A 25,914-nucleotide genomic window follows, 5' to 3' on the forward strand; every position below is an offset into this window, starting at 1 on the left:
CGGTCCTCACGGCTCGTCGCACACGACGCCGAGCGCGTCGACGAACGCGCCGGAGCGCCCACGGATGCCGGAGGCGGGCTGGCTCTTCGCCTCGCAGAACTCCATGTCGGCGCGCGAGTAGGGGATGCTGAGCGTTCCCATGTCGAAGCCCTGCTGATCCGCGTTCGTGAACTTCCGCGTCGTCGCGTCCCACGGGTTGCAGTAGCCGCGCAGCTGGATGGCGTACGAGCCCCAGTACATGTGCAGCCCCACGATCACCGTTCCCTGGCGGCAGCTCTTGAACTCCGTCGTGCCCCCGCTGCCGCCGGTGATCGTCCCGACGGTGGTCTCGGGACCGAGCGTGCCGTTCGCGAGCACGGGGCGGCACGAGATGCCGATGGCGTCGATGACGAGCCCCGAGCGGTAGCGGAACCCGGTGAGCACACGTCCGGCGCCGCAGTCGCGGCTGAACGAGCTGCCACCGGTGCCGCCCATCACCGGCAGATTCTGCGGCGGCAGGTCGGCGGCGCGCATCGCGACGAGCAGAACAAGGGGAGCAAATCGCGCGGCGAGGGTACGCATCAGTGTGACTCCGGTGTGGTGAGAGTGAGGGCGCGCCACCCGCTGCGCGCCACCTCGCGGCCTAACGCATCCTCGGCGCGCACCCGCCAGCGGAGCGCGCCCGTGCCCGCGCGCTCGACGAGCACCGGCGGCGCGCGGTACGCGGCGACGTCGCCGGCGACGAGCGCCTCGAACACCGCCGTGCCGTCGGCGCGCTCGACCTCCAGGCGGTAGCGGCGCGCGAGCGGCACGGGCGTCCACGCGAACGCCGGCAGCGTGCCCGCCTGCGCCGCCGCGCCGAGCGCGGGTTGGAGCAGCAGGAGCGCACGGCCGCCCGCATCGCTCGCCGCCACGGCGCCGCTGCCCACGACGTAGCGCAGCGTCGGCAGCGCGAACCCCGCGACGGCGCCGCTCGTCACGACGCCGCTGCCGGCGCGTACCGCGGCGAGATCCGAGCGCGCATCCGGGTCGGCGGACGCCTCGACGCGGAACAGCACGAGGTACGTGCCGTCGGCATCGCGCGGCAGCGATGCGGGGTCGGGACCGGGCACGCGCACGCGACCGTTAGGCGGCAGGAACACGTCGAACCGCGCGAGCGGCGCCCACCGCCGCTGCGTGCCGCGCTGCTCGAGCGGAAGCGACGCCTCCGGCAGCAGGTCCGACTCCGACGGCGGGTCGTCGCCCGGCCGCACGACCTCCCACCGTCCCTGCAGCCGTCCGGTGCCGGTGTACAGCACGTCGGCGAAGAGCGGCGGCGCGCTGCCGTCGGGCCCACCCGCCACCGCGACGACGGGCGCGTCGCTGTCGAACGCGAGGCGCACGTCGGTGAGCGCGAGCGGCACGCCGGCGCCGCCGGCGGTGAGACGGCACGTCACGGCGACGAATACGTCGGGGCCGCCGCGGCGATCCACGAAGCGGCGCACGTAGAAGAACGCCGCCGGCCGCCCCGCCTGTGCGGCCTGCCACGCGCGCCGCGCCACCGACGGCGGGATCGTCATCACGTCCGTCAGGGCACCGGTGCCGCTCGTGCGCGCGAGATCGAACCGCAGCGGCAGCTGGCCGAACAGCGTCGACGGATCGCAGCGCAGCCCGACGTCCGGACGCGCGTCGATCAGCTCCCCGCACCAGAACGCCTCCGCCGGCACCTGGTCCGCGGACAGCCCACCGAACGTGAGGAACACCGTCGTCGCCCCCTGGCTCGCGACGTTCACGCCGGTGGGGCTGACGGCGATCTGCGCGTGCGCCGGGGACAGGACGCACAGCAGCGACAGGAGGAACGCGATGGACAGGATCTTCTGCTCGGTGGTTCGACAGGATGGACAGGATGAACAGGATGAGAACAACACCAACGGCGCTTTCCTCGGTGTTGGTCTCATCCTGTCCATCCTGTCCATCCTGTCCAAACCGAAGAGCGACAGCTCCTGTCCATCGCGTCGCATGGTCATCTCTCCCGTGTCATCCTGTCAGAACACCCGCAGCGACAGCCCGCCGCTCACCGTCCACTGTCGCACCGACGGCTGCAGCGACTCGGCGAGGCGGAGCGCGGCGCCGCTCCGCGCGTAGCGCACGAACGCGCGCACCTGCGACGCGCCGTCGCGCCGCGCGTACACGTCGAAGCCCTGGGACAGCTCGAGGCGCGCGTCCGTGTTGCGGCCGCGCCGCGAGGCGGTCGGATCGTCGCTCGACGCGAGGCCGAACGTGCCGTTGAGCGACGTGTGGCCTAACGGCCGCCAGTCGCCCTGCAGCGCGACGCGCCGATCGCGCGCGCGGCGGCCCGTCGAGGCGTCGCGCACGAGGTTCGTCGCGAGGTCGAGGCCGAGCGTGAGACGCGGCGACGCGGTGAGGCCCACCGTCGCCCCGCGCACCGTCGTCACGACGTCGGCGCGCTCGCGGTCCGGCTGGCGGTTGTCGATCGACGAGCGGTCGGCGCGGAGCGTGAGCGTGCCGGCGCCGCGCTGCCACGCCGCGGCGACCGTCACGGCGCGCGTGCGCTGGTCGGGCACCTGGAACGCGCCGCGGAAGCCGCCGTCCGGCGGGATGCCGTCGCCCGCCTGCCGCAGCGACTGCACCGCCGCGGTGAGCGTCGGCCACCACCAGCCGTTCGCCGCGCGCACGAGCCGCGCGACGGGAAGCGACGCGTTCACGTTGCGCGTCCGCGTGCGCGTCGTGAGCAGCGACGGCACGCGATCGAGGTTGTCGCGCGCGCGGTCGGCGGTCGCCTGGATCTGCAGCGCGTCGACGGCGCCCGTGAGCTCCAGCGCGTCGATCGCGCGGTCGGCGTGGAGCTGCGCGGCGACGCTCCGGTACTGCGGGTCCACGCGCTCGTGCCGCGCGGCGAGCGACAGCGTGGTGGGGATGCCTAACAGCTTGCCGCCGCGCAGCGCCTCGACGCGCAGCTCGCCGAAGCGCGCGTCGCGCGTCTCCGGCCGCACCGGCACGAGCGCGATCGAGTCGGCGCCGAGCGTCGGGTCGTGCGGGTTCGCGAAGCGGCTGCGCGTGAGCCCCGCCGCGAGGTGCACGCGTCCCGTGGGGTCGGCGGCGGAGATCTGCGCGCTCGCCCCGCGGCTCTGCTCGCGGTCGGTCACGCTCCCCTGCAGGAAGCCCGGCTTCGGCTGCAGCGAGCCGTCGAGCGCGGCGAGCTCCAGGCGCAGCAGGCCGGGTCGCTTCAGCGCCTCGACGCCGACCGACGCGGTGACGACGCGGTGCGACGGCCGCGCCATGCCTAACGGATCGTCCCACCCCACGAGCTCCGAGCCGGCCACGCCGGCGAGGCCGAGCTGCACGCGGCCGCGCGACAGGTCGAGCGACAGGCCGCGACTGCGGAACTGGTTCACGAGCTGCCGCGCCGAGCCGACGGCGAGGTGCCCGGCGTGGAACGTCGTACCGCCGCGGGCGAGCCGCACGTCGTACGACGCGAGGTCGAGCATCGGCGCGCGCGGGCCGAGCTGCGCGGCCCGCAGCCGCGACTGGTCGCGCGACGCGCCGACGAGCAGCGCCTGGATCCCCGCTTCCGCGCCGCCGCGGCGCAGCGTCCCCTCGACGCCGCCGTTCAGGGACACGTCCTGGTACATGCCGGCGCGGGTCGTCGGTGGCGTGTCGGGCGGGAGATGCGCGTCGAGCTGCCCGTCGCTCTGGACGTCGAGCTTCGGACGCACGGCGAGCGTCTCGAACCCGGCGCGGTCCAGCAGCTTGAGAGGGAAGCGCCCGAGCTCCACCCACGCGGCGCGGGCGTCGCGCGGCGCGAGGTACGCGCGCACCTCGACGTCGCCGGCCGGGAGCCGCTCGCCGCGCAGCGGCAGTCGCACCCGCGTGCCGACCGTCTCGAGCAGCGCCGAGAGATCGGCGCGTCCGACGACGACGACGAGGCGGCCGTCGTCGGCGCGGAGCGGGCGGCTCAGGGCGAGCGCGAGCGTCGCGTCGCGCGGCTGGAAGCGAGCGACGTCCCATCCCGCGGTGAGCGCCGGCGCGGAGTCGGCGCCGTCGGCGCCCGTCTGCGCGCCGAGCACGCGGATGCCGAGCATGGTCGCGCACGCGCACGCACTCGCGAGCGCACGCGGGAGGCGCGGGGAAGGGTGGCGTCGCGTCACCGCGTCAGAACGCATGGCGGCGGGCCCGGTTCTCACTCGGCCCGCCACGCTTGGCAGTCCGCGGCTGGGGCGTACATTCGACCACAGATTCCGACGTCCAGCGCGGAGCCCCGACGACGGAGCCCCGATGATCGTCGCACTGCTCGTCGCACTGCACGCGTGGGCGGGACAGCCGCCCCGAGTCGCGCTCTCGGCCGAGGCCGCGGAAGCGCTCGTGCGGCGCGCGCAGGCGGCGGTGGAGTCGGGGGGGCGGCGCGACTCTTCGGAGCGCGCGGCGTGGACGCGGCGCCGGCAGGCCGACGCGGGCGACGTCGCCCCGCGGCTCGCGCTCGCGACGATGGACCGCCTCACGTACCGCGACGCCGACGCCGAGCGCGCGTACGAGGCGCTCGCGCGCGACGCCGGCGCGGGCGCCACCGCCGGCGCGTACGCGCTGCTCGGCCTCGGCACGCTGCGCGCGCAGCAGGCGCGGCTCACCGACGCCGAGCCGCTGCTGCGGCGCGCGGCGGCCGCGCTGAAGGGGGCGGGCGCGCGGGCGGGCGAGGCGCAGGCGCTCGTCGCGTTAGGCGCGGTGACGAGCCGCACGGCGGGCGTGGACTCCGCGCTCCGCGTGTACGACGCCGCGCTGCGCGCCGTGCCGGCGGGGGACGCGTGGCTGCGCGCGCTCGCCGAGTGCAACGTGCTCGTGGCGCGCGTGCGGAAGGCCGATCCCGCGGTGGCGCGGCTCGCGCGCCCGACCGCCGACGCCGCGCGACGCGGCGCGAACCCGCGCGCCGCCGCGGCGTGCCTGACGGCGCTGGCGCAGGACTACGAGCGGCGCACGCTGATCGACTCCGCGCTCGCGACGTTCGACGAGGTGGCGGCGCTGCAGCGCGCGTCGCGCAACCTCGGCGGGCTCGCCATCGCGCGGCAGTGGCAGGGGTACGTGCTGTACTCGTTGAAGGGGGACCTCGGCGCAGGGCGCGCGGCGCTCACCGAGGCGCTCGCGTTAGGCGCGCGCGCGGGGACGGCGGCGGCCGCGTCGTGGGCGTCCATGGGGCTCGCCGAGCTGGCGACGACGCTCGGCGACCTCGGCGCGGCGGGGGTCTACGCGCGCACCGCGTCGGACCTCTTCGCGCGCACGGGCGACCGCTGGGGCGCCGTGCAGGCGCGCATGCACCAGGGAGACCTCGCGCTGCTCGCCCGGGCGACGACGGCGGCGCGCGCGGCGTACGAGCAGGTCGCGCGCGACGCGCCCGCGGTGTCGGCATCGCTCGCCGTGCACGCGCACGGGCGGCTCGCGTACGTCGGGCTGTTCGAGGGGGACACGGCGGAGGCGGGACGGCAGCTCGACGAGGCGCGGCGGCTGGCGGGCGCGCTCGGCATGACGGCGTGGCGGGAGGAGGACACGTACGGCCGCGCGTTGCTCGCGCTGCAGGCGGGGCGGCTCGTGGAAGCGCAGGCGCGGCTCCGCGCGATGGACACGATCCTGCCGCCGGCCGCGCTCCCCGAGCGCTCCGACGTGCTCACGCGCCTCGCCGAGGTGCGCGCGAAGGCGGGCGACATCGACGGCGCGGTCACCGCGCTCGTCTCGTCGGAGTCGGTGCTCGAGCGGTGGCGCGCGTCGCTTCCCGCGCGCGATCTGCGCGCCGCGGTGGTGCAGGTGCACAAGCTCGACTGGGACCGCGACCTCGGTTTCGCGACGGCGGTGAACGCGATCGCGCGCGGTGGTCGCGTGGAGGCGGCGTTCCGCGTGTCGGAGTGGCGGCGCGCGCGCGTGCTGCTCGAGGAGCTCGCGCGGCGCGCGTCGCTGTCGTCGCGCGGCGACGGCGGCGTCGACGCGCCCGCGGTGCGCACGGAGGCGGAGGTGCGGCGCGTGCTCCCCGAATCGACGGCGGTGCTCGTGTTCCTCACCGGGAGCGGCAACGAGCCGACGACGGTGTTCGTGCTCGCGCGCGACGGCGTCGTGGCGGCCGACGCGGACGCGGTCGACGACCATCTCGCGGAGCTGGACCGCTTCGCGGGGCTTGTCGCGGCGGGGGACGACCCCACGGAGCTCGGGCGGCGGCTCGGCGCGGCGTTCCTCGACCGCGCGCTGGCGCGGGTGCCCAACGACGTTAGGCACCTCGTGCTCGTGCCCGACGGGCCGCTGCACCGCGCGCCGTTCGACCTCCTGCGCGGGCGCGACGGCCGCGCGCTCGTCGACCGGTACGACGTCACGCTCGCGCCGTCGGCGTCGGTGGCGGCGACGTGGTGGACGCACGCACCGCGCACGCCGCTGCCGCGGCTCGTCGCGTTCGGCGATCCGGTGGGCGTGCGGCTCGACCGCGCCACCGGCGTCGCCGCGGCGGCCGACTCGACGCCCCCGCGGCTGCCGGCGGCGGCGGAGGAGGCGCGGCGCATCGGGCGCTTCGCGCCGTCGGCGGAGGTGCTCGTCGGCGCGGAGGCAAGCGAGGCGCGGCTGCGGCACACCGCGCTCGCCGACGTCGGCGTGCTGCACTTCGCGACGCACGCGCAGATGGACGAGTGGTCGCTGCTGCGGAGCGCGCTGCTGCTCGCGCCGGGCGGCGGCGACGACGGGCGCGTGGGCGTGGACGAGCTGGTCGGGATGCGCGTGGGCGCGAGCCTCGTCGTGCTGTCGGCGTGCCGCTCGGGGGCGGCGCGGTGCTCGCCGGCGAGGGGCTGCGCGGGCTCACCGCGCCGTTCCTGGAGGCGGGAGCCGCGTCCGTGGTGGCGACGCTGTGGCAGATCGGCGACCGCGCGGCGGCGCCGTTCGTGGAGCGCTTCTACCGGGAGCTGGCGCGCGGCGCGCGGGTGGACGACGCGCTGCACCGCGCGAAGGTCGCCGCGCGCGCCGACGGCACGTCGCCGGCCGTGTGGGCGGCGTTCACGCTCACCGGCGACGGCCGCTCGCGCACCGCGCTGCGCGAGCCGGGGCCCGACGTCGCCGTGGCGGGCGCGCTGCTCGCGCCGCTCGCGTTAGGCGCCGTGATCGTGCGGCTCGTCTACCGCTCGCGCACGCGGAGCCGGCGGAACGGCGAGCGGCGCTGAGTACCGTCGGCCATCTCCGCGGCGACCCACCAGCGATGCTCGACGGCGGGCGCGAGCCGCACGTCGACGGGGAGCGTGACGGTCGTGTCGGCGACGCGCGTGGTGAAGACCGGCGTGCCGGCGGCGGTGAGGATCTCCACCGCGTAGCGCTGCGCGCCGGGGACGGCGTGCCAGCGGAACGTGCGACTCGCCGCGGCGGTCGCGTCGACCGGCGGGTCGATGAGCACGGCCCCCTGCGCGACCTCGCGCACGACGTCGGGTCCGGCGTCGCGGCCGCCGTTGCCCAGCATCGTGCGCGCCGCGGGGAGCGCGACGACGGCGAGCACCGCCGCCGCGGCGAGCGAGGCGGCGGCGTAGGTCGTCCACCACCGCGCGGTGAACGTCGTGGTAGTGGTGGCCGGTCGGTTCGCGGCGACCGCGCGCAGCAGCTCGAACTCGCGCGCGCTCGCCTCGTCGGCCATCACGGCGTCGAGCGTCGCGAGCCGCTCCGACTCGGCGCCGCGTCCCTCGACGAGCGCGAGGATGTGGTCGAGCGGGACGGCGGGCGCCGCGTGCGTCGTGCGTCTCGCTCGCAGGAGCGCGTCGTACTCGCGTCGCAGGCGATCGTCGGTGAAGTCGTGAGTCATGGATGGATCCCCCGCGCGAGGAGGCGCCGCCGCAGATCGTCGAGCCCGCGGTACAGCAGGTTGCGGGTCTTCGCCTCGCTCCAGCCGAGCAGCGCGGCGACCTCCTCGCGGTCGTAGCCCTTGAGGTACATGCGCACCACCGCCCGCCGGTTCGGCACGAGCTCGAGGAGACACGCCTCGACGGCCCGCGCGACCTCGCCGGCGACGAGCGCGTCGTCGCCCGATTGGTCGGTGGACAACGCGAGCCGCAGCGACGTGGTGGTCGCGTCGTCGTCGATCCGCTCCTCGCGGCGCGCTCGGCGGCGGCGGAGCAGGTCGATCGCCGCCGATGCGGCGGCGCGATAGACGTACGACGGCGTCAGCGTCTCGAGCTTCCCGATCGCGGCGCCGGCGCGCCAGAGACGGATACGCACCTCCTGCAGCACCTCGTCGAGGTCGTCCCCGCTCAACCCGTGCGCCGAACCCGCCCGCCGCGCGACCTCACCGAAGCGCGCGAGCACGCGCTCGATGGCGGTCGACGCCGTCCCCGCGTCGTCGGGCCCCGGCAGCGCATAGGCCCCGGTGCCGAGTCGCGTCGTCATGGCCACGCTCTCGTTCGGTGAGAAGGCATCGCGTGTCCCTGCGTTCTCCACGTGGTCGACGCCGTCAACCGTACCCCCCGCATTCCCGGACGGCCAGTCCATGGAACGCACGGCCCGCACGTTCCTTCTCACCCCCCTGTGCCTCGCCGCGGTGCGCGCGCAGGCGCCCGCCGAGCTGGCGGTGCGCGAGGTGGTACCGGTGCGTGCCGGCGCGCCGGCGCGGCTCTGTCCCGGCGACAACGCGCTGCGCGTGACGCTCGCCTGGAGCGGCGCGGCGCCCCCGCCGCGTGCCGCGATCGCGACGCTCCGTCTCGCGCTCGTGCTGCCGGGCGGCCCGCCGGCGGGGACGCTGATCGCCGAGGGGAGCGCGCCGATGCCGGCGACCGGCGCGACGACGACGTTCACGTTCCTGCACGTGGAGGTCGCGGAGCGGCTGCGCGGGCGGGGGGCGCAGCTGGTGGTGCGGGTGACGAACGGGGTGGGCGGGGTGGAGCGGGAGCGCGGGGTGTCGGTGGACGCGGTGGCGGACTGGGGGTGCCGGAGGGACTGAAAGGGCGCGACGCGCTTACGAGTGACGGCGGGACGATCTACGGCGGGACGCCTGACGGCGGGACGCCTGACGGCGGGACGCCTGACGGCGGGACGCCTGACGGCGGGACGCCTGACGGCGGGACGCCTGACGGCGGGACGCCTGACGGCGGGACGCCTGACGGCGGGACGCCTGACGGCGGGACGCCTGACGGCGGGACGCCTGACGGCGGGACGCCTGACGGCGGGACGCCTGACGGCGGGACGCCTGACGGCGGGACGCCTGACGGCGGGACGCCTGACGGCGGGACGCCTGACGGCGGGACGCCTGACGGCGGGACGCCTGACGGCGGGACGCCTGACGGCGGGACGCCTGACGGCGGGACGCCTGACGGCGGGACGCCTGACGGCGGGACGCCTGACGGCGGGACGCCTGACGGCGGGACGCCTGACGGCGGGACGCCTGACGGCGGGACGATCGACTGCGGACGCGGTACCTAGGTCCCAGGGGGCTCCCCCCCCCTTCGCCCAAGGTGCTACACGCGCAACCGACCGCCGTACCAATCCGACGCGCATCGGATCCCTCCGAACGCGCCCCGATCCCGCCGTAGATCGTCCCGCCGTAGGTCGTCCCGCCGTAGATCGTCCCGCCGTAGATCGTCCCGCAGTACATCGTCCCGCAGTACATCGCCCCGCCGTCCCAGCACTGGTGCGAAACTTGGATCTTCGCGCCGCATGGCCCCGCACGAGAGCCGTTCCACGCCCATTTCCGAGCCCGACGACGACGAGCGCGAGCGGCACGACGAGCGCCGGGCGGCGAACCGGCGGGACATCGACCGCCGGGTCACCGCCGTCATCGAGGGGATGTCCGACGCGTTCCTCGCCCTCGACGCCGAGTGGCGCATCACGTACGCGAACCGCGAGGTCGCGCGGCTGAACGGCGTCACCTCCGCGCAGCTCGTCGGCCGCGTGCACTGGGACGTGTGGCCCGAGACCGTCGGCAGCGAGGTGGAGCGGCAGTACCGACGCGTCGTCGCCGAGCGCGTGCCCGTGCAGTTCGAGCACTACTACGAGGACGCGGACGTCTGGCACGACATCCGGGCGTACCCCGCCGACGACGGCGGGCTCGCGGTGTTCTACCGCGACGTCTCGGCGCAGAAGCGCCTCGAGGGCGAGCGCGTCGAGCGCGTGCGCGAGGTCGCCGACGCGCACGAGCGCGCGCTCGCGGCGGAGGTGCAGTTCCGACTCCTCGTCGAGCGCGTGCGCGACTACGCGGTGTTCCTGCTCGACCCCGACGGCATCGTCACGCAGTGGGGGCAGGGCGCCGAGCGCATCACGGGATGGACGGCGGGCCAGGCGATCGGCGAGCACCTGCGCTTCCTGTACCCGGACGGGGGCTCGGCGGAGGACGGCACCCCCGCGGAGCACCTCGCGCACGCCGCCGCGCACGGCGAGTACATCGGCGAGGGGATGCGCGTTAGGCGCGGAGGGGCCGCGTTCCCGGCGCGCGTGGTGCTCACCGCGCTGCGCCGCGGCGGCCAGCTCGTCGGCTTCTCGAACATCGCGCAGGACCTCACCGGGGAGCGCGAGCGCGAGGCCGCGCTGTCGCACGCGATGGCCGCGGCCGAGGCGGCGAACACCGCGAAGTCGCAGTTCCTCGCGAACACGAGCCACGAGATCCGCACGCCGCTGAACGCGGTGATCGGCTACGCGGAGCTGCTCGCGTTAGGCATGGGCGGCGCGCTGACCGACCAGGCGCGCCGCTACGTCGAGCGCATCCAGGCGACGAGCCGCCACCTGCTCGGCATCGTGAACGACGTGCTCGATCTGGCGAAGATCGAGGCCGGGCAGATGCACACCGCGCGCGAGCCGGGGCTCGTCGCGCCCGCCATCGCCGCGGCGCTGCAGATCGTCGAGGAGCAGGCGCGCGCGCGCGCGGTCGCGGTGACCAACGCGTGCGGCCGCGAGCCTCGCGCGTTCTTCGGCGACAACGAGCGCGTGCGGCAGATCCTCGTCAACCTGCTGTCGAACGCGGTGCGCTTCACCGAAGCCGGTGGACGCGTGACCGTGACGTGCGGCTCGGGCCCGCGCCCCGGCGCACGGACGCCTGCCGTGCCGGAGCCGGCGACGGGATGGACGTTCATCAAGGTCGAGGACACCGGCATCGGCATCGCGAGTGAGCAGCTCGACAAGGTGTGGGAGGCGTTCGAGCAGGCGGACGCGAGCCGCACGCGCAAGTTCGGCGGGTCGGGGCTCGGCCTCACCATCAGCCGGCACCTCGCGCGGCTCATGGGCGGCGAGATCACCGTGCGCAGCGAGCCGGGACTCGGCTCGTCGTTCGTGCTCTGGCTCCCGGCCGCGGATCCGGCGGAGGTCGGGCCGGGCGGGAGCACGGCACCGGAGCCCGTGCCCAGCGTCGCGGTCGCGGAGACGGACCCGATGGCGGCGCTCAGCGACGTCACGCCGACGGACGCGGCGGGGCTCGCCCACATCTCCGAGGCGCTCGTGTCGGAGACGGAGCGCATCCTCGCCACCTACGCCGCGCGCCTTCGCGCCGATCTCGGGACGCCGCACGCGCACGGCCAGGCCGACGCGCAGCTCGAGGACCACGGCTCGACGTTCCTCGTCGACGTCGCGCAGTGCCTGCTGGTCATCGGGCAGGACGGGCCGGAGGCGGCGGAGATGTTGCGCGACGGGTCGGCGATCCAGCACCTCATCGCCGCCCGCCACGGCGCGCAGCGCGCGCGGCTCGGCTGGCAGGAGTCGGAGATGCGGCGCGAGTACGCGATCCTGCGCGAGGAGATCCACGCCGCCGTGCGCCGCTCCCGACGCGCCGAGGCGACGGCCGAGGAGCGCGCGATCGAGGTGATCAACCACATGCTCGCGCGGGCGGAGGAGGAGAGCATCACCATCCTGCGAGTGACGACGGCCGGCTGACCGCTTCCAACGACGCTGGTGACGGCGCCGTGCTGCGCAGTCGTGCGCTGTGCGCGCTGCTTGCGGTGCATGGCGCAGCATCGTCAGCGCAGTATCGCCCGCGCCGTGAAGAGCGCGCCGTTAGAATCCCTCCATGGGTCGCCCCCTCTACAAGAACCTGACGGCGCAGGTCCTCACCGCCATCGCGCTCGGCGCACTGCTCGGCGCGCTCGCCCCGGACGCGGGAAAGGCGATGAAGCCGGTGGGCGATACCTTCGTGAACCTCGTGAAGATGATCATCACGCCGATCATCTTCCTCACGATCGTGCTCGGCATCGCCGGCATGCGCGACCTCAAGGCGGTGGGACGCGTCGGCGGCAAGGCGCTGCTCTACTTCGAGATCGTGACGACGTTCGCGATCGCGATCGGGCTCGTCGTCGTGAACGTCACGCGCCCCGGCGCCGGCATCGACGCGACCGCGCTCGCGAAGGGCGACATCTCGAAGTACGCGACGGCGGGGAAGGAGATGTCGTTCGTCGACTTCGTGACGCACGTCGTGCCGTCGAGCGTCGTCGGCGCGTTCGCGAACGGCGACGTGCTGCAGGTCGTGTTCTTCGCCGTGCTGTTCGGCGCCGCGCTCGCCGGCATCGGCGAAGCGGGCGCGCCGATGCTCACGGGGCTGGAGCGGCTGTCGCGCGTGTTCTTCCGCATCACGGCGATCATCATGAAGGTCGCCCCGATCGGCGCGTTCGGCGCGATGGCGTACACGATCGGCAACTTCGGCCTGCGCGCGCTGCTGCCGTTAGGCCGCCTCATGCTCGACGTGTACGTGACGATGGCGCTGTTCGTCTTCGTCGTGCTGAACCTGATCGCGCGCGCGTCGGGGTTCAGCCTGCGGAAGCTGCTCGCCTACATCAAGGAGGAGATCCTCCTCGTGCTGGGCACCTCGTCGAGCGAGGCCGCGCTGCCGAGCCTCATCGCGAAGCTCGAAGCGTACGGCTGCTCGCGGTCGGTCGTGGGGCTCGTCGTGCCGACCGGCTACTCGTTCAACCTCGACGGCACCTCGATCTACCTCGCGATGGCGACGCTGTTCATCGCGCAGGCGATGCGCGTGGACCTGTCGCTCGGCCAGCAGCTCTCGGTGCTCGCCGTGCTCATGGTGACGTCGAAGGGCGCCGCCGGCGTCACCGGCTCGGGGTTCATCGTGCTCGCGAGCACGCTCTCCGCCATGCGCGTCGTGCCGGTCGAGGGGATCGCGCTCGTCCTCGGCGTCGACCGCTTCATGAGCGAGGCGCGCGCGATCACGAACCTCATCGGCAACGCCGTCGCCACCGTCGTCATCTCGCGCCACGAGCGGGCGTTCGACGACGCGAAGCGCCTCGTCGCCGAGTCGCCGGCGCACGAGGACACGATGGAAGCGCTGGACGAGGCGGCGCACGCTGAAGTCTGACACGGCGGGTCTGATGCCGCGGTTCGGAACCTCCCGCCGTACCAGAACCGCCCCATCAGAACCGCCGTTCCAGAACCGCCGTATCAGAACCGCCGCACCATGATCTTCACCATCGACGACCTGTACGCGATCGCCGCCGAGCGCCTGCCGAAGATGGCGTTCGACTACTACGACAGCGGCGCGGACGGGGAGCACACGCTCCGCGACAACCAGGACGCGTGGCGGCGCATCCGGCTCCGGCCGAAGTGCCTCGTCGACGTGTCGTCGTGCGACCTCGCGACGACCGTGTTAGGCACCCCGGTGTCGATGCCGCTGCTCGTCGCGCCGACCGCGTTCCAGAAGCTCGCGCACCCCGATGGCGAGTGCGCCACGGCGCGCGCGGCCGCGGCGGCGGGGACGATCATGACGTTGAGCACGCTGTCGACGTGCCTCATGGAGGACGTCGCGCGCGAGAACGGTGACGGCGGCCGGTGGTTCCAGCTCTACGTGTACCGCGATCGCGGCATCACGCGCGCGTTCCTCGAGCGCGCGGAGGCCGCCGGGTACTCGGCCATCGCGCTCACCGTCGACGCGCCGTACTTCGGGCGGCGGCTGCGCGACGTCCGCAACGGCTTCGCGCTCCCCGACGGGATGACCGTCGCGAACCTCACGGCGGGGATGGGCACCGTCGGCGCGGTCGACGGCAACTCGGGGCTCTCCGCGTACATCGCATCGATGCTCGACCAGCGCATCACCTGGCGCGACGTGGAGTGGCTCCGCGCGTCGACGCGCCTGCCGATCGTCGTGAAGGGCGTGGTGCGCGGCGACGACGCGGCGCGCGCGGTCGACCACGGCGCCTCGGCCGTGATCGTCTCCAACCATGGCGGCCGCCAGCTCGACACCACGATCGCCACCGCCGACGCGCTCCCCGCGGTCGTCGACGCGGTCGCTGGGCGGGGCGAGGTCTACGTCGACGGCGGCATCCGGCGCGGCACCGACGTGCTGAAGGCGCTCGCGTTGGGCGCCCGCGCGGTGCTCGTCGGGCGGCCGGTGCTGTGGGGGCTCGCCGCCGACGGCGAGGCGGGCGTCTCCACCGCGCTCCGCATCCTGCGCGACGAGCTCGCGCTCGCGCTGGCGCTCGCGGGGTGCGGCGGCGTGGGCGACGTGGCGCGGGATCTCGTGGTGTGACGCGCCCGTCACGACTCCACGGACTTGGTTTTCAATTCAGGGAATTCCTTGAACTCACGAAGTTCCTCGAATTGAAAACGCCGTAGCGGAGCCATGCCGGGCGCGCCGTACTGGGCACATCGAACGCTTCGGGGGGCTCACCCGTAAGCAGGGTGCCGGCGGGACGGGTCCGAGAGGATCCCCGTCCCGCCGGCGTGTCTTTGTCCGCCCCTGCCCTACGGAGGTCCGATGTCTCGCCCGCGCGCTCGCGCGCTCCTGCCCCTCGCCGTCGTCGCGGCCGGCGCCGCCGTGGCGGCGCCGCCGCTCGCCACGCCCGCCGCCGCGCAGCCGGCCACGACGCCCGCGTCGACCGGCCGCATCAGCGGCACCGTCACCGATTCCGCCACCGGCCGGCCGCTCGCCGCCGCTCAGGTCAGCGTCTCCGGCACGCGCTTCGGCGCCGCCACCGACGACGCCGGCCGCTACACCATCAACGGCGTTCCCGCCGGCACGCACATCCTCGAGGTGCGGCGGCTCGGCTACCGCCCGGCGACGACCGCGGCCGTGCGCGTGAGCGCCGGCGCCGTCGCCACGCTCGACGTGCGGCTCGGCGCCGTCACGCTGAACCTGCAGGCCGTCGTCGTCACCGGCCTCGTCGACCCGACCAGCGGCACCCGCGTGCCGTTCACCGTCGGCCGCGTCGACGCCGAGAATGCGCCCGTGCCGGCGTCGAACGCGGTGGAGACCATCCAGGGCAAGATCGCCGGCGTCACGATCGTGCCGAGCGGCCAGCCGGGGAGCGGCACGAACATCCTCCTCCGCTCGCCGACGAGCATCAACAAGTCCACGAGCCCGCTCATCGTCGTCGACGGCGTGATCCTGAGCCAGTCGTTCGACGGCTCGACGGCGGACCTCGAGTCGATGGACATCGAGAGCATGGAGGTCGTGAAGGGCGCCGCGGCCGCATCGCTGTACGGCTCGCGCGCGTCGAGCGGTGTGATCCAGATCCGCACGCGCCGCGGCTCCAACCTCGCGAACGGCGCCACGCGCATCACCGTGCGCTCCGAGTTCGGCTCGAACGAGCTCGGTGGCAAGATGCACTGGGCGCAGGACCACTACTACCTGACGAACGCGCAGGGGCAGTACGTCGACGCCGCCGGCAACGTCACCGACCGCGCGCACCGCGTCGCGCGCCCCGTGTACCAGCGCTTCCAGGACGTCGCGTACGCGGACCCGGTGTTCGACCAGGTGAACCGCTTCTTCCACCCGGGCAACACGTACCGCAACTCCGTCAACCTCGCGCAGAACACGGGGAAGACGAACTGGTTCCTCTCGTTCGTGAACTCGCGCGAGGGGGGCGTGGTGCTGAACAGCGGGCAGTACGCGCAGAACGACATCCGCCTCAACCTCGACCACCGGCCGCTCGACAACCTGCGGCTGTCGGTGAGCGGCTATCACAGCCGGTCGAACCGCGCGGATCTCTACGGCGACACGTTCTTCGATCTCATCAACCAGGCGCCCGACGTCGACCTGCGCACGCCCGATCCGGACGGCACGCCGTACCTGTTCCAGGGCGATCCAACGGAGGGGCGCGAGGAGAACCCGCTGTACGTGCTCGCCACCGAGCAGCGCCGCCGCAAGCGCGCGCGCACGCAGGGGAGCATCGAGGCGCACTACTCGCCGTTGGGCTTCCTCACGGTCGACGGCAACGTGAGCTACGACCGCTCCGACCGGCTCAACACGTTCTTCCTCGACCAGGGCGTGAAGACCGAGGGGTTCGCGAGCGGCGGCCCGGGTGAGATCACGCAGACGAACGGCACGACCGACGCGCTGAACGCGGCGGTGAGCGCGAACCTGCTGCACAAGTTCGGCGCGCTCACGCTGCGCAGCACGCTGCGCGCGCTCATGGAGCGCGAGAACAACAACGTGCTCACGGCGAACGGCACCAACCTCGCCGTCCCCGGCGTGAAGAGCCTCGAGAACGCGACGCAGCGCTTCTTCCCGACGGCGACGGTGGAGGAGATCCGCTCGAACGGCTACTTCGGGACGTTAGGCGCGGACCTCAAGGGGCGCTACATCTTCGACGGCCTCGTGCGCCGCGACGGCTCGTCGCTGTTCGGCCCCGAGGAGCGGTGGAACACGTACTACCGCGCCAGCGCCGCGTGGCGGCTGGCCGAGGAGAAGTGGTTCCCGATCAAGGGGTTCAGCGAGTTCAAGCTGCGCGCCTCGCAGGGCACCGCGGGCGGACGCCCCGACTTCGAGGACCAGTTCGAGACGCTCGAGTTCACGACCGGCGGCGGTCTGCGCAAGGTCACGTTAGGCAACAAGTTCCTGAAGCCGGAGCTGGCGCGGGAGACGGAGATCGGGCTCGACGCGATCTGGAAGGAGCGCTACTCGCTCCAGCTCTCGTACGCGAAGAACCACGTCACCGACCAGCTGCTGCAGGTGCCGCTCGCCGGCTTCTACGGCTACACCACGCAGTGGCGCAACGCCGGCACGGTGGACGGCAACACGATCGAGGGCACGATCGAGGCGCAGATCTTCCGCGGCAAGAACCTGAACTGGCGCCTGGGCCTCGTCGCCGACCGGTCGCGCAACGAGATCACGCAGCTCGACGTGCCGTGCTACACGACGCAGACGATCGCGTACCGGTGCGCAGGCACGACGTTGGGCAGCATGTACGGCTTCCGCTTCATCAAGGGCGCGGGCGAGCTGCCGGCCGACGCCGCGTCGCGCGCGACGGAGTTCCAGCGCAACGACGAGGGGCTGCTCGTGTGGGTCGGCCCGGGCAACCAGTTCACCGAGGGTGAGTCGAAGAAGCTGTGGGGCACGTCGACGACGATCGGCACGAGCAACTACGGCTGGGGCATGCCGATCACGGCGAAGGACGCGGCCGGGAACGCGGCGCTCGTCCAGATCGGCGACGGCACGCCGCGCTTCCACTGGGGCGTGTCGAACAACGTCGGCTGGCGCGACTTCACGTTCTTCGGGCTCGTCGACGTCCAGGCCGGCGGGAACGTCTACAACCAGACGAACCAGCGCATGTACCAGTACGGCCGCAGCGCCGACGTGGACCAGACGGGCAAGCCGCAGGATCTGAAGAAGCCCATCGACTACTACGTCGCGCTGTACGCGGCGAACGCGCCGACGGACTACTTCGTGGAGAACGGCGGGTTCGTGAAGCTGCGCGAGCTGTCGGTGCGCTACAAGCTGCCGCGCAACGTGATGGGCGCGCTGTCGCGCGTCGGCGCGCGCGGCGCGTCGCTGTCGCTCATCGGGCGCAACCTGCTCACGTTCACCGACTACAAGGGCTACGACCCCGAGGTGAGCGCGTCGAACCGCCCGACCGTCATCAAGCTCGACTCGTTCGGCTACCCCCGCTACCGCACCATTACCGGCTCCGTGCAGGTGGAGTTCTGATGCGTCATACATCCATTGTCGTTCGAGACACCGAGCATGGAGCGTGGAGCGGGCAGCGTGGAGCGCACTTCGCTCGCCACGCTCTCCGCTCCACGCTCTGCGCTCTCCTGCTCGCGGGCTGCCAGGACCTCGCGGTGACGAACCCGAACGAGCCCGATCGCGCGCGCGCGACGCAGCAGCCGACGTCGGCCGAGTCGTTCGTGGCGAGCGCGTTCCGCACGTGGTGGCCGGTGGCCGGCCACGACGACTATCCGGCGTGGGCGCTGTCCACCGTCGCGCACGAGATCACGTCGGGCTTCGCCGACTTCGGCCAGCTCGAGCCGTCGGCCGAGCCGCGCTCGGCGTGGAACAACAGCCCGGCGAACTCGCGCAACCAGGTGAACCAGGATCCCTGGTACGGGCTCTATCGCACCATCTCGTCGGTGAACGACGCGCTCATCTCGATCGACTCGGGGCTCGTCATCGGCGACGCGGCGCGCACGACGCGCACGCAGGCCGTGGGCAAGTTCATCCAGGGGATCTCGCACGGCTACCTCGGGCTGTACTACGACAAGGCGTTCATCGTCGACGAGAAGCTCGCGCTCGACACGATCACCAAGCCGCAGTTCCATCCGTACCCCGAGGTGATCAAGGCCGCCGTGTCGGAGCTCGACCAGTCGATCGCCGACGCGAACAAGGCGCCGTCGTTCACGCTGCCGGTCGACGCGTGGCTGTTCCAGGCGATGACGAAGGACCAGTTCGTGCGCCTCGCGAACTCGTTCGCCGCGCGCCTCCTCGCCTACTCGCCGCGCTCGCGCGACGAGCGCGCGAAGGTGGACTGGAACGAGGTGATCCGCCGCATCGACGCCGGCATCCAGACGGACTTCGCGCCGGTCGCGCAGACGGACATCCTGTGGGACGACTGGAAGCGACTCGTGGCGCGCGTGCGCAGCGGCCCGCCGAGCGACTACGGGCGCCCGAGCTACTGGCTGTTGGGCCCCGCCGACTCGACGAACGGCTTCATCAACTGGATGAACACGCCGCTCGAGAGCCGGCAACCGTTCCAGATCCGCACGAAGGACCGCCGCATCCAGGGCGCCGGCGGGCCGGCGACGCCGGGCAAGTACGTCGGCTACCAGCAGGCGACGATCTTCGCCGCGAGCCGCGGCACGTACCGCTACTCGTACTACTACTTCCTGCGCTGGGGCACGGGAAACTCGTGGCAGTCGGGCCCGCAGCCGGCGATGACGACGACGGAGATGGACCTGCTGAAGGCGGAGGCGCTCATCCGACTCGGCCGCGCCGCCGAGGCGGTGCCGCTCATCAACAAGACCCGCGTCGCGAACGGCCAGCTCCCGCCGGTGACGGTGGACGGGCCGCCTAACGAGCCGGGATGCGTGCCGCGCAAGCTGAACGGCGGGTGCGGCTCGCTGTGGGACGCGCTGCGCTACGAGAAGGGGATCGAGCTCGTGGGCATGAGCGGCGTGACGGCGTTCTTCGACGCGCGCGGCTGGCAGACGCTGGCCGAGAACAGCTTCACGCAGCTGCCGGTGCCCGGCCGCGAGTTAGGCACCCTGCAGCTCGACCTGTACACGTTCGGTGGCCCCGGCGGCCAGTCCATCGCGCCGGCGCCGGATCCGGAGAAGTGCCCGGTGACGGGGCTCGCGCGGTGCCCGTGACGTCCGGCTGGACGTCCGGCTGATCGATTGAACCGCAGAGGACGCAGAGGGCGCAGAGGAGACCCACAGAAAGTGGTTTCCTCTGCGCCCTCTGCGTCCTCTGCGGTTCAAATTCAGTAGCCCCGCACCTCGCCGTCGCGCCGCGGATCCGCCGCGCCCACCCAGCGCCCGCCGACACGCTCGATGACGTGCACGCCGCCGAAGCCCATGTCCATCGGCGACATGATCGTCTCGAAGCCCATGCGGCGCGCCGCGTCGAGCACCGGCTCGGCGAAGCCCATCTCGACGCGGAGCTGCGCGTTCGACGACGGGATCACGCGCGGCACGCGCAGCGCGGCGAGCGGGTCGAGGCCGTAGTCGAGCGTGTAGACGATCGTCTCCACGACCGCCGGCGGGATCGCCGCCGAGCCGGGCGAGCCCACGACCTCGCGCACGCGGCCGTGCTCCAGCACCACCGTCGGCGCGATCGTCGACGACGGCACGCGCCACGGCCCGATCGCGTTCGCGCTCGTCTCGCTCCGCGCGAAGTTCAGCATCGCGGAGTTGAAGAACGCCCCCGCCGCCCACGTGCCGGTGCCGAACGCGAGGCCGTTCGTGTTCGTCACCGACACCGCGTTGCCGTCGGCGTCGACGATCGAGAGGTGGGTCGTCTCGGACGATTCGGAACTCGGGACTCGGGACTCGGGACTCGGGGGGGACGAGTTCCGAGTCCCGAGTCCCGAGTCCCGAACGGCGGCGACCCGCGCGGGGCCGACGGGCTGGTATTCCGCGCACCCGCTCTCCGGCGCGGCGGCGCGGTCCTCCGCCCACGGGTCGCCGGCGGCGAGGCGCGCGCGCGGCGTCGTGTCGGCGGCGACGGCGGCACGCTCCGCCGCGTACGCCTTGCTCGTGAGCCCCGCCTGCGGCACCGCCGCCTTGTCCGGATCGCCCACGTACGCGTCACGGTCCGTCACCGCGGCGCGCATCGCGCCGGCGAGCGCGCGGAACGCGGCGACGTCGCGGTGCGGCGCGCCCAACGTCGTTAGGCGCACCGGCTCCAGCAGGTTGAGCGTCTCCAGCACCTGCATGCCGCCCTGCGGCGCCGGCGCGGAGAGCACCACGCGCCCGCGGTACGTCGTGCACAGCGGCCGCTTCCAGCGCGGCGCGTAGCGCGCGAAGTCGTCGAGCGTCGCCGGGTTGCCGCCCGCGTTCAGCGTCGAGACGATCTCCGCCGCCACGGGCCCGGTGTAGAAGCCGTCGCGCCCCTGGTCCGCGATGCGGCGCAGCGTCGCCGCGAGCTCCGACTGCACCACGCGGTCGCCGACGCGCACCATGTGGCCGCCGGGGAAGAAGATGCGCGCCACCGGCGCGGGGCCGAGCACCTTCGTCGAGTCCGACTGCAGCTCGCGGATGAGGATCGAGTTCGCGATGAAGCCGTCGGCGGCGAGGCGGATCGCCGGGCCGAGCACGGTCGCGCGCGGCAGCTTGCCGTACTTCTCGTGCGCCGCGAGCAGCCCCGCGACCGCCCCGGGGATCGCCACGCCGCGCGCCGCCGCGATGCGCCCCGTGCCGCGCGACCGGAGCGCGGTGTCGGGGCTCGCGCCGGCCGTGCCGTAGAAGTCGACGTAGTCCGCGCGGTGCGCCTGCTGGTTCCAGATCATCATCCCGCCGCCGGCGCCGATGCCGCTCATCGACGGCTCGACGACGCCGATCGCGAACGTCGCGGCGACCGCGGCGTCGACGGCGTTGCCGCCCTGGCGGAGCATCTCGACGCCCGCCTCCGCGGCGTACGCGCTGCCCGCGGCGACCATGCCGCGCTCGGCGACGGCGCGCTTGCCGAGGTCGGGGACGGCGATGGGCGAGGGCCTCGGGGTGGTGCAGGCGGCGAGGGCGAGCGCGCCGAGGGGGAGGGAGCGGGCGAGGGACATGTCGCAGCGGGCGAGCGTTGGGCGAGGCGTGCTACGTTTCCGGGGTCGTACCCACCGGAATACGTGGGGCCGCGCCCGGACGTTCGCCCACCGCCGACATGGAAGTCCAGATCTTCGGCACGAAGAAAGACGCCGACACCCGCAAGGCGCTGCGCTTCTTCGCCGAGCGCCGCGTGAAGACCCACTTCGTCGACCTGAACGAGCGCGCCGCGAGCCTCGGAGAGCTGAAGCGCTTCGCCCAGAAGTTCGGCGCGCAGGCGCTCGTCGACCGCGAGGGGAAGCGCTTCGCCGAGATGGGGCTCCGCACCGCGCTCTACGGCGACGAGCGCTGGCTGCAGATCCTCGCCGACGAGCCGCTGCTGCTGAAGACGCCGCTCGTGCGCTTCCAGCACAAGCTCACGTTAGGCGCGAACGAGGCGGAGTGGAAAGCGTGGGTGGGGAAATGAAGCGGCTCCCGTCGACAGCGTTGGTCGCGGCCGGCGCGTACTCCAGGAGTAGCTACGGCTTCACGTGAAGAGGACCCGGAGCCGTGACGAACGACGAGCCAGCCCCGCCACGCTTCCCCAAGAGTCTCATGCGCCGTTCCCTCGCGTCAGTCGCGCTGCTTCTCGCCGCCCCCCTGGGCGCGCAGTCATCGCCCCTCACGCCGCACCAGCAGCTCGCGCGCTCGGTCTACGAGGAGCTCGTCGAGATCAACACCGTCGACTCCGTCGGCAACGTGACGACCGCGGCGCGCGCGATGGCGAAGCGGTTCCGCGACGCGGGCTTCCCGGCGAGCGACGTGCAGGTGCTCGTGCCGCCGAATCATCCCGACAAGGGGAACCTCGTCGTGCGCTACCACGGGCGCGCGCCTAACGGATCGAAGCCGATCCTGCTCCTCGCGCATCTCGACGTCGTCGCCGCGAACCGCGCCGACTGGCCGCGCGACCCGTTCACGCTGCACGAGGAGAACGGCTACTTCCTCGGCCGCGGCACGAGCGACGACAAGGCGATGGCGGCGATCTTCGTCGCGAACATGCTCGACTGGAAGAAGGAAGGCTGGGTGCCGGAGCGCGACGTCGTGCTCGCGCTCACCGCGGACGAGGAAGGAGGTCCGGCGAACGGCGCCGAGTGGCTGGCCACGGAGCACAAGCCGCTCATCGACGCCGCGTACGCGATCAACGAGGGCGGCGGCGGCACGCTGACGCCCGACGGCAAGCCGCTCTTCCACTCGATCCAGGCGACCGAGAAGGTCTACACCGACTACACGTTCACCGTCACCAATCCCGGCGGCCACTCGAGCGTCCCGCGCCCCGACAACGCGATCTACCAGCTGGCCGAGGCGCTCGGCCGCGTGCAGCACTACACGTTTCCCGTCGCGCTGAACCCGATCACGCGCGGCTTCTTCGAGCAGACGGCGAAGGTCGAGACGCGCCCGGAGATGGCCGCCGCGATGCGCGCGCTCGCCGCGAACCCGGCCGACGCCACCGCCGCCGCGACGCTGTCGAAGGACGACCGCTACGCGTCGATGCTGCGCACGTCGTGCGTCGCGACGCGGCTCGCCGGCGGGCACGCGAACAACGCGCTGCCGCAGCGCGCGACGGCGAACGTGAACTGCCGCATCGCGCCGACGTCGACGTCGCTCGAGACGCTCGCCGCGCTGCAGCGCGCGGTGGGTGACACCGGCGTGAAGATCGAGATCGTCGGCGCCCCGCGCGTCGGGGCGACGCCGAGCGCGATCGACCCCGGGCTGTTGGGCGCGGTCACGTCGCTCACGAAGCAGACGTGGGGCGACATCCCCGTGATCCCGACGATGTCCACCGGCGCGACCGACGGCCGTCCGCTGCGCGCCGCCGGCATCCCGACGTACGGCGTGAGCGGGCTGTTCTCCGTGCCGGGCGAGGGCAACGCGCACGGCCGCGACGAGAAGCTGCGCGTGAAGTCGTTCTACGACGGGCTGTCGTTCCTCGACCAGCTCGTGAGGCGCGTCGCCGGATCGCCCAAGGCGTGATCGGGCACGGAGTACACCTTTGAACGGCAGAGGACGCAGACGGCCGCAGAGGACTGTCCTCTTTGATAGAACCACAGGTTCGAGGTGACAGGCGAGTACTCCGGGGATCCAACGGCGATGAAGAGGATCTCGAGATCCTTTCGCACGTGGATCCCCAGGTACTCGTCTATCCCTCGCCCTATCGATGTTCTCTGCGGCCCCCGCGTCCTCCACGGCTCCGCGTGAGACCCGGCCAGTCTCAGAACGCCAGCCGGACACCCGCGTTGACGGTGCGCCCCTCGAGCAGGCTCCAGACGTCGGTCGTCCAGCGACCGCCGCGGCCGCGTGTCGGACGCAGGAGCGGATCGACGCGCGTCTGACGCACGTCGCCGAGGTTCTCGAGGTTCACGAACACGCGCGCCACACCCGCCCTCGTCTCGAACGCGCGCTCGGCGAGCAGGCCCACCACCGCGTACGGGCGGCTGCGCGTGCGGAACGGGTCGTCGTCGAGTGACTGACGGCCGGTGTAGTACAGCTCCACGCCGACGCGGCTCTTCGCTTCCTGCTCGACGCTCGCCACGAGCCCCGCGGCGTGGCGCGGTGTGAGCGGCACCTCGCGCCGCCGCAGGCATCCGGCGACCGACACCACGTCGGGGTCGCATTCGGTGGCGCGCAGATACGCGTAGGTCGCCGTCACGCGCAGCGACCTCTCGGGCGCGCCCAGCTCGCGCACGAGGCGCGCGAGCAGCTCGCCGCCCCACGTGTGCGTGGACGCGGGCGCGTTCACGAGCGCGATCGGCCGCGGGTCGCCGACGGTGGCGACGGCCAGCTCGCGCGTCTGGAGTGCGTGGCTCACGCGCGATCCGAACGCCGTCGCGTCCAGCTCCAGGCGGCCTAACGGCGTGACGATCGGGCCGCCGACGTCGAGCGACGCGCTGCGTGCGCGCTCGGCGACGAGACCCCTGAGCGGGACGAGCGGCGTCAGGCCCACCGCCTCCGTCTCCTCGGTGAACGGCGTCGGCGCGAACGCGCCCGTGCCGCCGGAGAGCCGCGTCGTCCATCCGGCGAGCGCGGCATCGGCCGCGGGACGGCGCGCGAGCAGCGACACGCGCGGGCTCACGAACGTGCCGTACGCGCTGTGCGCGTCGACGCGCGCGCTCGTCGAGAGCGACAGCCACGGCGCGGGGTCCACGTCCGCCTGCGCGAACGCGGCGGGCACGTCGTACGCGTAGTCGAACCCCGCGACGTCGGCCGCGTGGTACGCGTCGCGCTGGAACGCGGCGCCGACCACCCACGTCGCGCGCCCGCGCGGCACGGCGAGCGCCGCCTCGCCGAACGCGGTGCGGTGGCGGTCGTGCTCGCGCACGTCGCCGAAGCGGTGGCCGTGCCGCTGCTCCATCGCCGAGCCGCGCACGGTGACGATCGCGCCGCGCAGCGCGCCGGAGTCGGGCAGCACCCAGCGCGCGAGCCCGCCGACGTCGGCGCGACGGGTGCGCAGCGCCTCGACGTACGGGGTGCCCGCGGGCACGACGCGTCCGTCCATCGTCCCGCCGCGCCGGTCCTCCATCGTGACGCCGGCCGTGAGGAACGCCGAGCGGTGCGCGCCGTCGAGATACAGCCGCGGACGCACGACGGCGCGCTCGTACCCCGGCATGTCGGTCCAGCCGTCGCCATCGAGATCGTTCTGGCGCTGGCCGTGCGCGCCGGCGAGCAGCGTGTACCCCCAGCCCGTCGCCCGCGCACCGCCGAAGAACACCGCGTCCGTGCCGCCGCGCGACGTCCCGTTCACGAGCACCGTGCGTGTGCTGTCGGGGCGACGCGACACGAGGTCGATCACGCCGCCTAACGCGGCGCTGCCGTACAGCGCCGACGCGGTGCCCTTGATGACCTCCACGCGCTGGAGATCCACGGGCGGGATCTGCAGCAGCCCGAGCCCGCCCGACTGCCCGCCGTAGAGCGGCAGCCCGTCGGCGAGGAGCAGCGTGTAGCGTCCGCGCAGCCCCTGCACGCGCACGTTCGCGCCGCCGAGCGCGGGGTTCGTCGACTGCACGCGCAGGCCGCTCGTCTCGTTCAGCATCATGGCGATGTCGCCCGGCGTCATGCTCACCTTCTCCGCCACCTCCTCCTCGTCGATGACCTCGACGCGGAGCGGCGTGTCCTCGACGCGGCGCTCGGCGCGCGTGGCCGTCACCACCAGCGCCTCGACCTCGGCCGACTGGTCGGCGAGTCGCACCGTGACGAGCGTGTCCTGTCCCGCGCGCAGCACGAGCCGCGTGGTGTCGGGGCGGAAGCCGAGCCGCGCGGTGACCACGACGTGCGCGCCGGCGACGAGCCGCAGCGTCGCGCTCCCCGACGCGTCCGTCGACGCGCCGACGCGGCCGCTGCGCACGAGCGCTCCCTCGACCGGCAGCGAGTCGTGCGTGACGCCGACGCGCAGCGTGGCGAGCGAGTCGGGCGACTGCGCGGCGGCGCGCGCGGCGGCCGAGTGCAGCGTGACGATGGCGAGAGCGGCGACGTGACGGAGCGTGAACATCGTGCGTTGAATAAACCACACAG

15 protein-coding genes and 1 pseudogene are annotated in these 25,914 nt (G+C 73.4%); 9 read left to right on the plus strand and 7 right to left on the minus strand.

All coding sequences use genetic code 11. The features are described 5' to 3' along the window. Positions 1-6: 6 nt before the first annotated feature. The 3 genes from J421_RS06035 to J421_RS06040 all read right to left on the minus strand — a co-directional run bounded on the left by J421_RS06035 (position 7) and on the right by J421_RS06040 (position 4,061). A complete protein-coding gene (locus J421_RS06035; protein ID WP_148306175.1) occupies positions 7-561 on the minus strand; it encodes a hypothetical protein in 555 nt (184 codons plus the stop codon). Further along, on the minus strand, positions 561-1,886 hold the full coding sequence (locus J421_RS32000) for a hypothetical protein (RefSeq protein WP_025410272.1): 1,326 nt from the start codon (positions 1,884-1,886) through the stop codon (positions 561-563). Before J421_RS32000 ends, J421_RS06035 begins: the two co-directional genes overlap by 1 nt. Before the next feature lie 117 nt (positions 1,887-2,003). Continuing rightward, positions 2,004-4,061, minus strand: coding sequence for a hypothetical protein (locus J421_RS06040; protein WP_025410273.1), 2,058 nt, complete (start codon positions 4,059-4,061; stop codon positions 2,004-2,006). 1,522 nt (positions 4,062-5,583) lie between these two features. Here J421_RS06040 and J421_RS34750 point away from each other — a divergent pair. Beyond that, a pseudogene (locus J421_RS34750) lies at positions 5,584-7,157 on the plus strand (CHAT domain-containing protein). Here J421_RS34750 and J421_RS06050 read toward each other — a convergent pair. Together J421_RS06050 and J421_RS06055 are read right to left on the minus strand one after the other, a co-directional pair. Then, positions 7,112-7,783 (minus strand): hypothetical protein, encoded by a 672-nt coding sequence (locus J421_RS06050; protein ID WP_025410275.1) that lies wholly within the window; start codon positions 7,781-7,783, stop codon positions 7,112-7,114. The pseudogene J421_RS34750 and the gene J421_RS06050 sit on opposite strands and share 46 nt — an antisense overlap. Then, complete coding sequence (locus J421_RS06055) at positions 7,780-8,364, minus strand: RNA polymerase sigma factor (RefSeq protein WP_025410276.1); 585 nt, start codon at positions 8,362-8,364, stop codon at positions 7,780-7,782. The genes J421_RS06050 and J421_RS06055 overlap by 4 nt, the downstream gene beginning before the upstream one ends. A gap of 100 nt (positions 8,365-8,464) precedes the next feature. Between J421_RS06055 and J421_RS06060 the strand changes: the two genes are divergently transcribed. From J421_RS06060 to J421_RS06085, 6 genes are all read left to right on the plus strand, one after another. Next, entirely contained in the window at positions 8,465-8,914 is a 450-nt protein-coding gene (locus J421_RS06060; protein WP_025410277.1) for a hypothetical protein, read from the plus strand. 713 nt (positions 8,915-9,627) lie between these two features. Continuing rightward, entirely contained in the window at positions 9,628-11,829 is a 2,202-nt protein-coding gene (locus J421_RS06065; protein WP_025410278.1) for an ATP-binding protein, read from the plus strand. Positions 11,830-11,962: 133 nt separating this feature from the next. Next, entirely contained in the window at positions 11,963-13,258 is a 1,296-nt protein-coding gene (locus J421_RS06070; RefSeq protein WP_025410279.1) for a dicarboxylate/amino acid:cation symporter, read from the plus strand. A gap of 99 nt (positions 13,259-13,357) precedes the next feature. Continuing rightward, complete coding sequence (locus J421_RS06075) at positions 13,358-14,425, plus strand: alpha-hydroxy acid oxidase (RefSeq protein ID WP_025410280.1); 1,068 nt, start codon at positions 13,358-13,360, stop codon at positions 14,423-14,425. Between the two features lie 228 nt (positions 14,426-14,653). Further along, complete coding sequence (locus tag J421_RS06080) at positions 14,654-17,824, plus strand: SusC/RagA family TonB-linked outer membrane protein (protein WP_025410281.1); 3,171 nt, start codon at positions 14,654-14,656, stop codon at positions 17,822-17,824. A 134-nt stretch (positions 17,825-17,958) separates the two neighbouring features. Next, positions 17,959-19,482 (plus strand): RagB/SusD family nutrient uptake outer membrane protein, encoded by a 1,524-nt coding sequence (locus J421_RS06085; protein WP_025410282.1) that lies wholly within the window; start codon positions 17,959-17,961, stop codon positions 19,480-19,482. 113 nt (positions 19,483-19,595) lie between these two features. Here J421_RS06085 and J421_RS06090 read toward each other — a convergent pair whose 3' ends face one another. Continuing rightward, positions 19,596-21,389: a gamma-glutamyltransferase family protein gene (locus J421_RS06090; protein ID WP_025410283.1), complete on the minus strand. Its 1,794-nt coding sequence runs from the start codon at positions 21,387-21,389 to the stop codon at positions 19,596-19,598. Between the two features lie 98 nt (positions 21,390-21,487). Between J421_RS06090 and J421_RS06095 the strand changes: the two genes are divergently transcribed. Together J421_RS06095 and J421_RS06100 are read left to right on the plus strand one after the other, a co-directional pair. Then, positions 21,488-21,835: an arsenate reductase family protein gene (locus tag J421_RS06095; RefSeq protein ID WP_025410284.1), complete on the plus strand. Its 348-nt coding sequence runs from the start codon at positions 21,488-21,490 to the stop codon at positions 21,833-21,835. A 128-nt stretch (positions 21,836-21,963) separates the two neighbouring features. Further along, a complete protein-coding gene (locus J421_RS06100; protein ID WP_025410285.1) occupies positions 21,964-23,379 on the plus strand; it encodes a M20/M25/M40 family metallo-hydrolase in 1,416 nt (471 codons plus the stop codon). A gap of 238 nt (positions 23,380-23,617) precedes the next feature. Here J421_RS06100 and J421_RS06105 read toward each other — a convergent pair whose 3' ends face one another. Beyond that, positions 23,618-25,891, minus strand: coding sequence for a TonB-dependent receptor plug domain-containing protein (locus J421_RS06105; protein ID WP_025410286.1), 2,274 nt, complete (start codon positions 25,889-25,891; stop codon positions 23,618-23,620). Positions 25,892-25,914 lie beyond the last annotated feature (23 nt).

Origin of the sequence: Gemmatirosa kalamazoonensis (assembly GCF_000522985.1) — a bacterium.
Taxonomy (GTDB): domain Bacteria; phylum Gemmatimonadota; class Gemmatimonadetes; order Gemmatimonadales; family Gemmatimonadaceae; genus Gemmatirosa; species Gemmatirosa kalamazoonensis.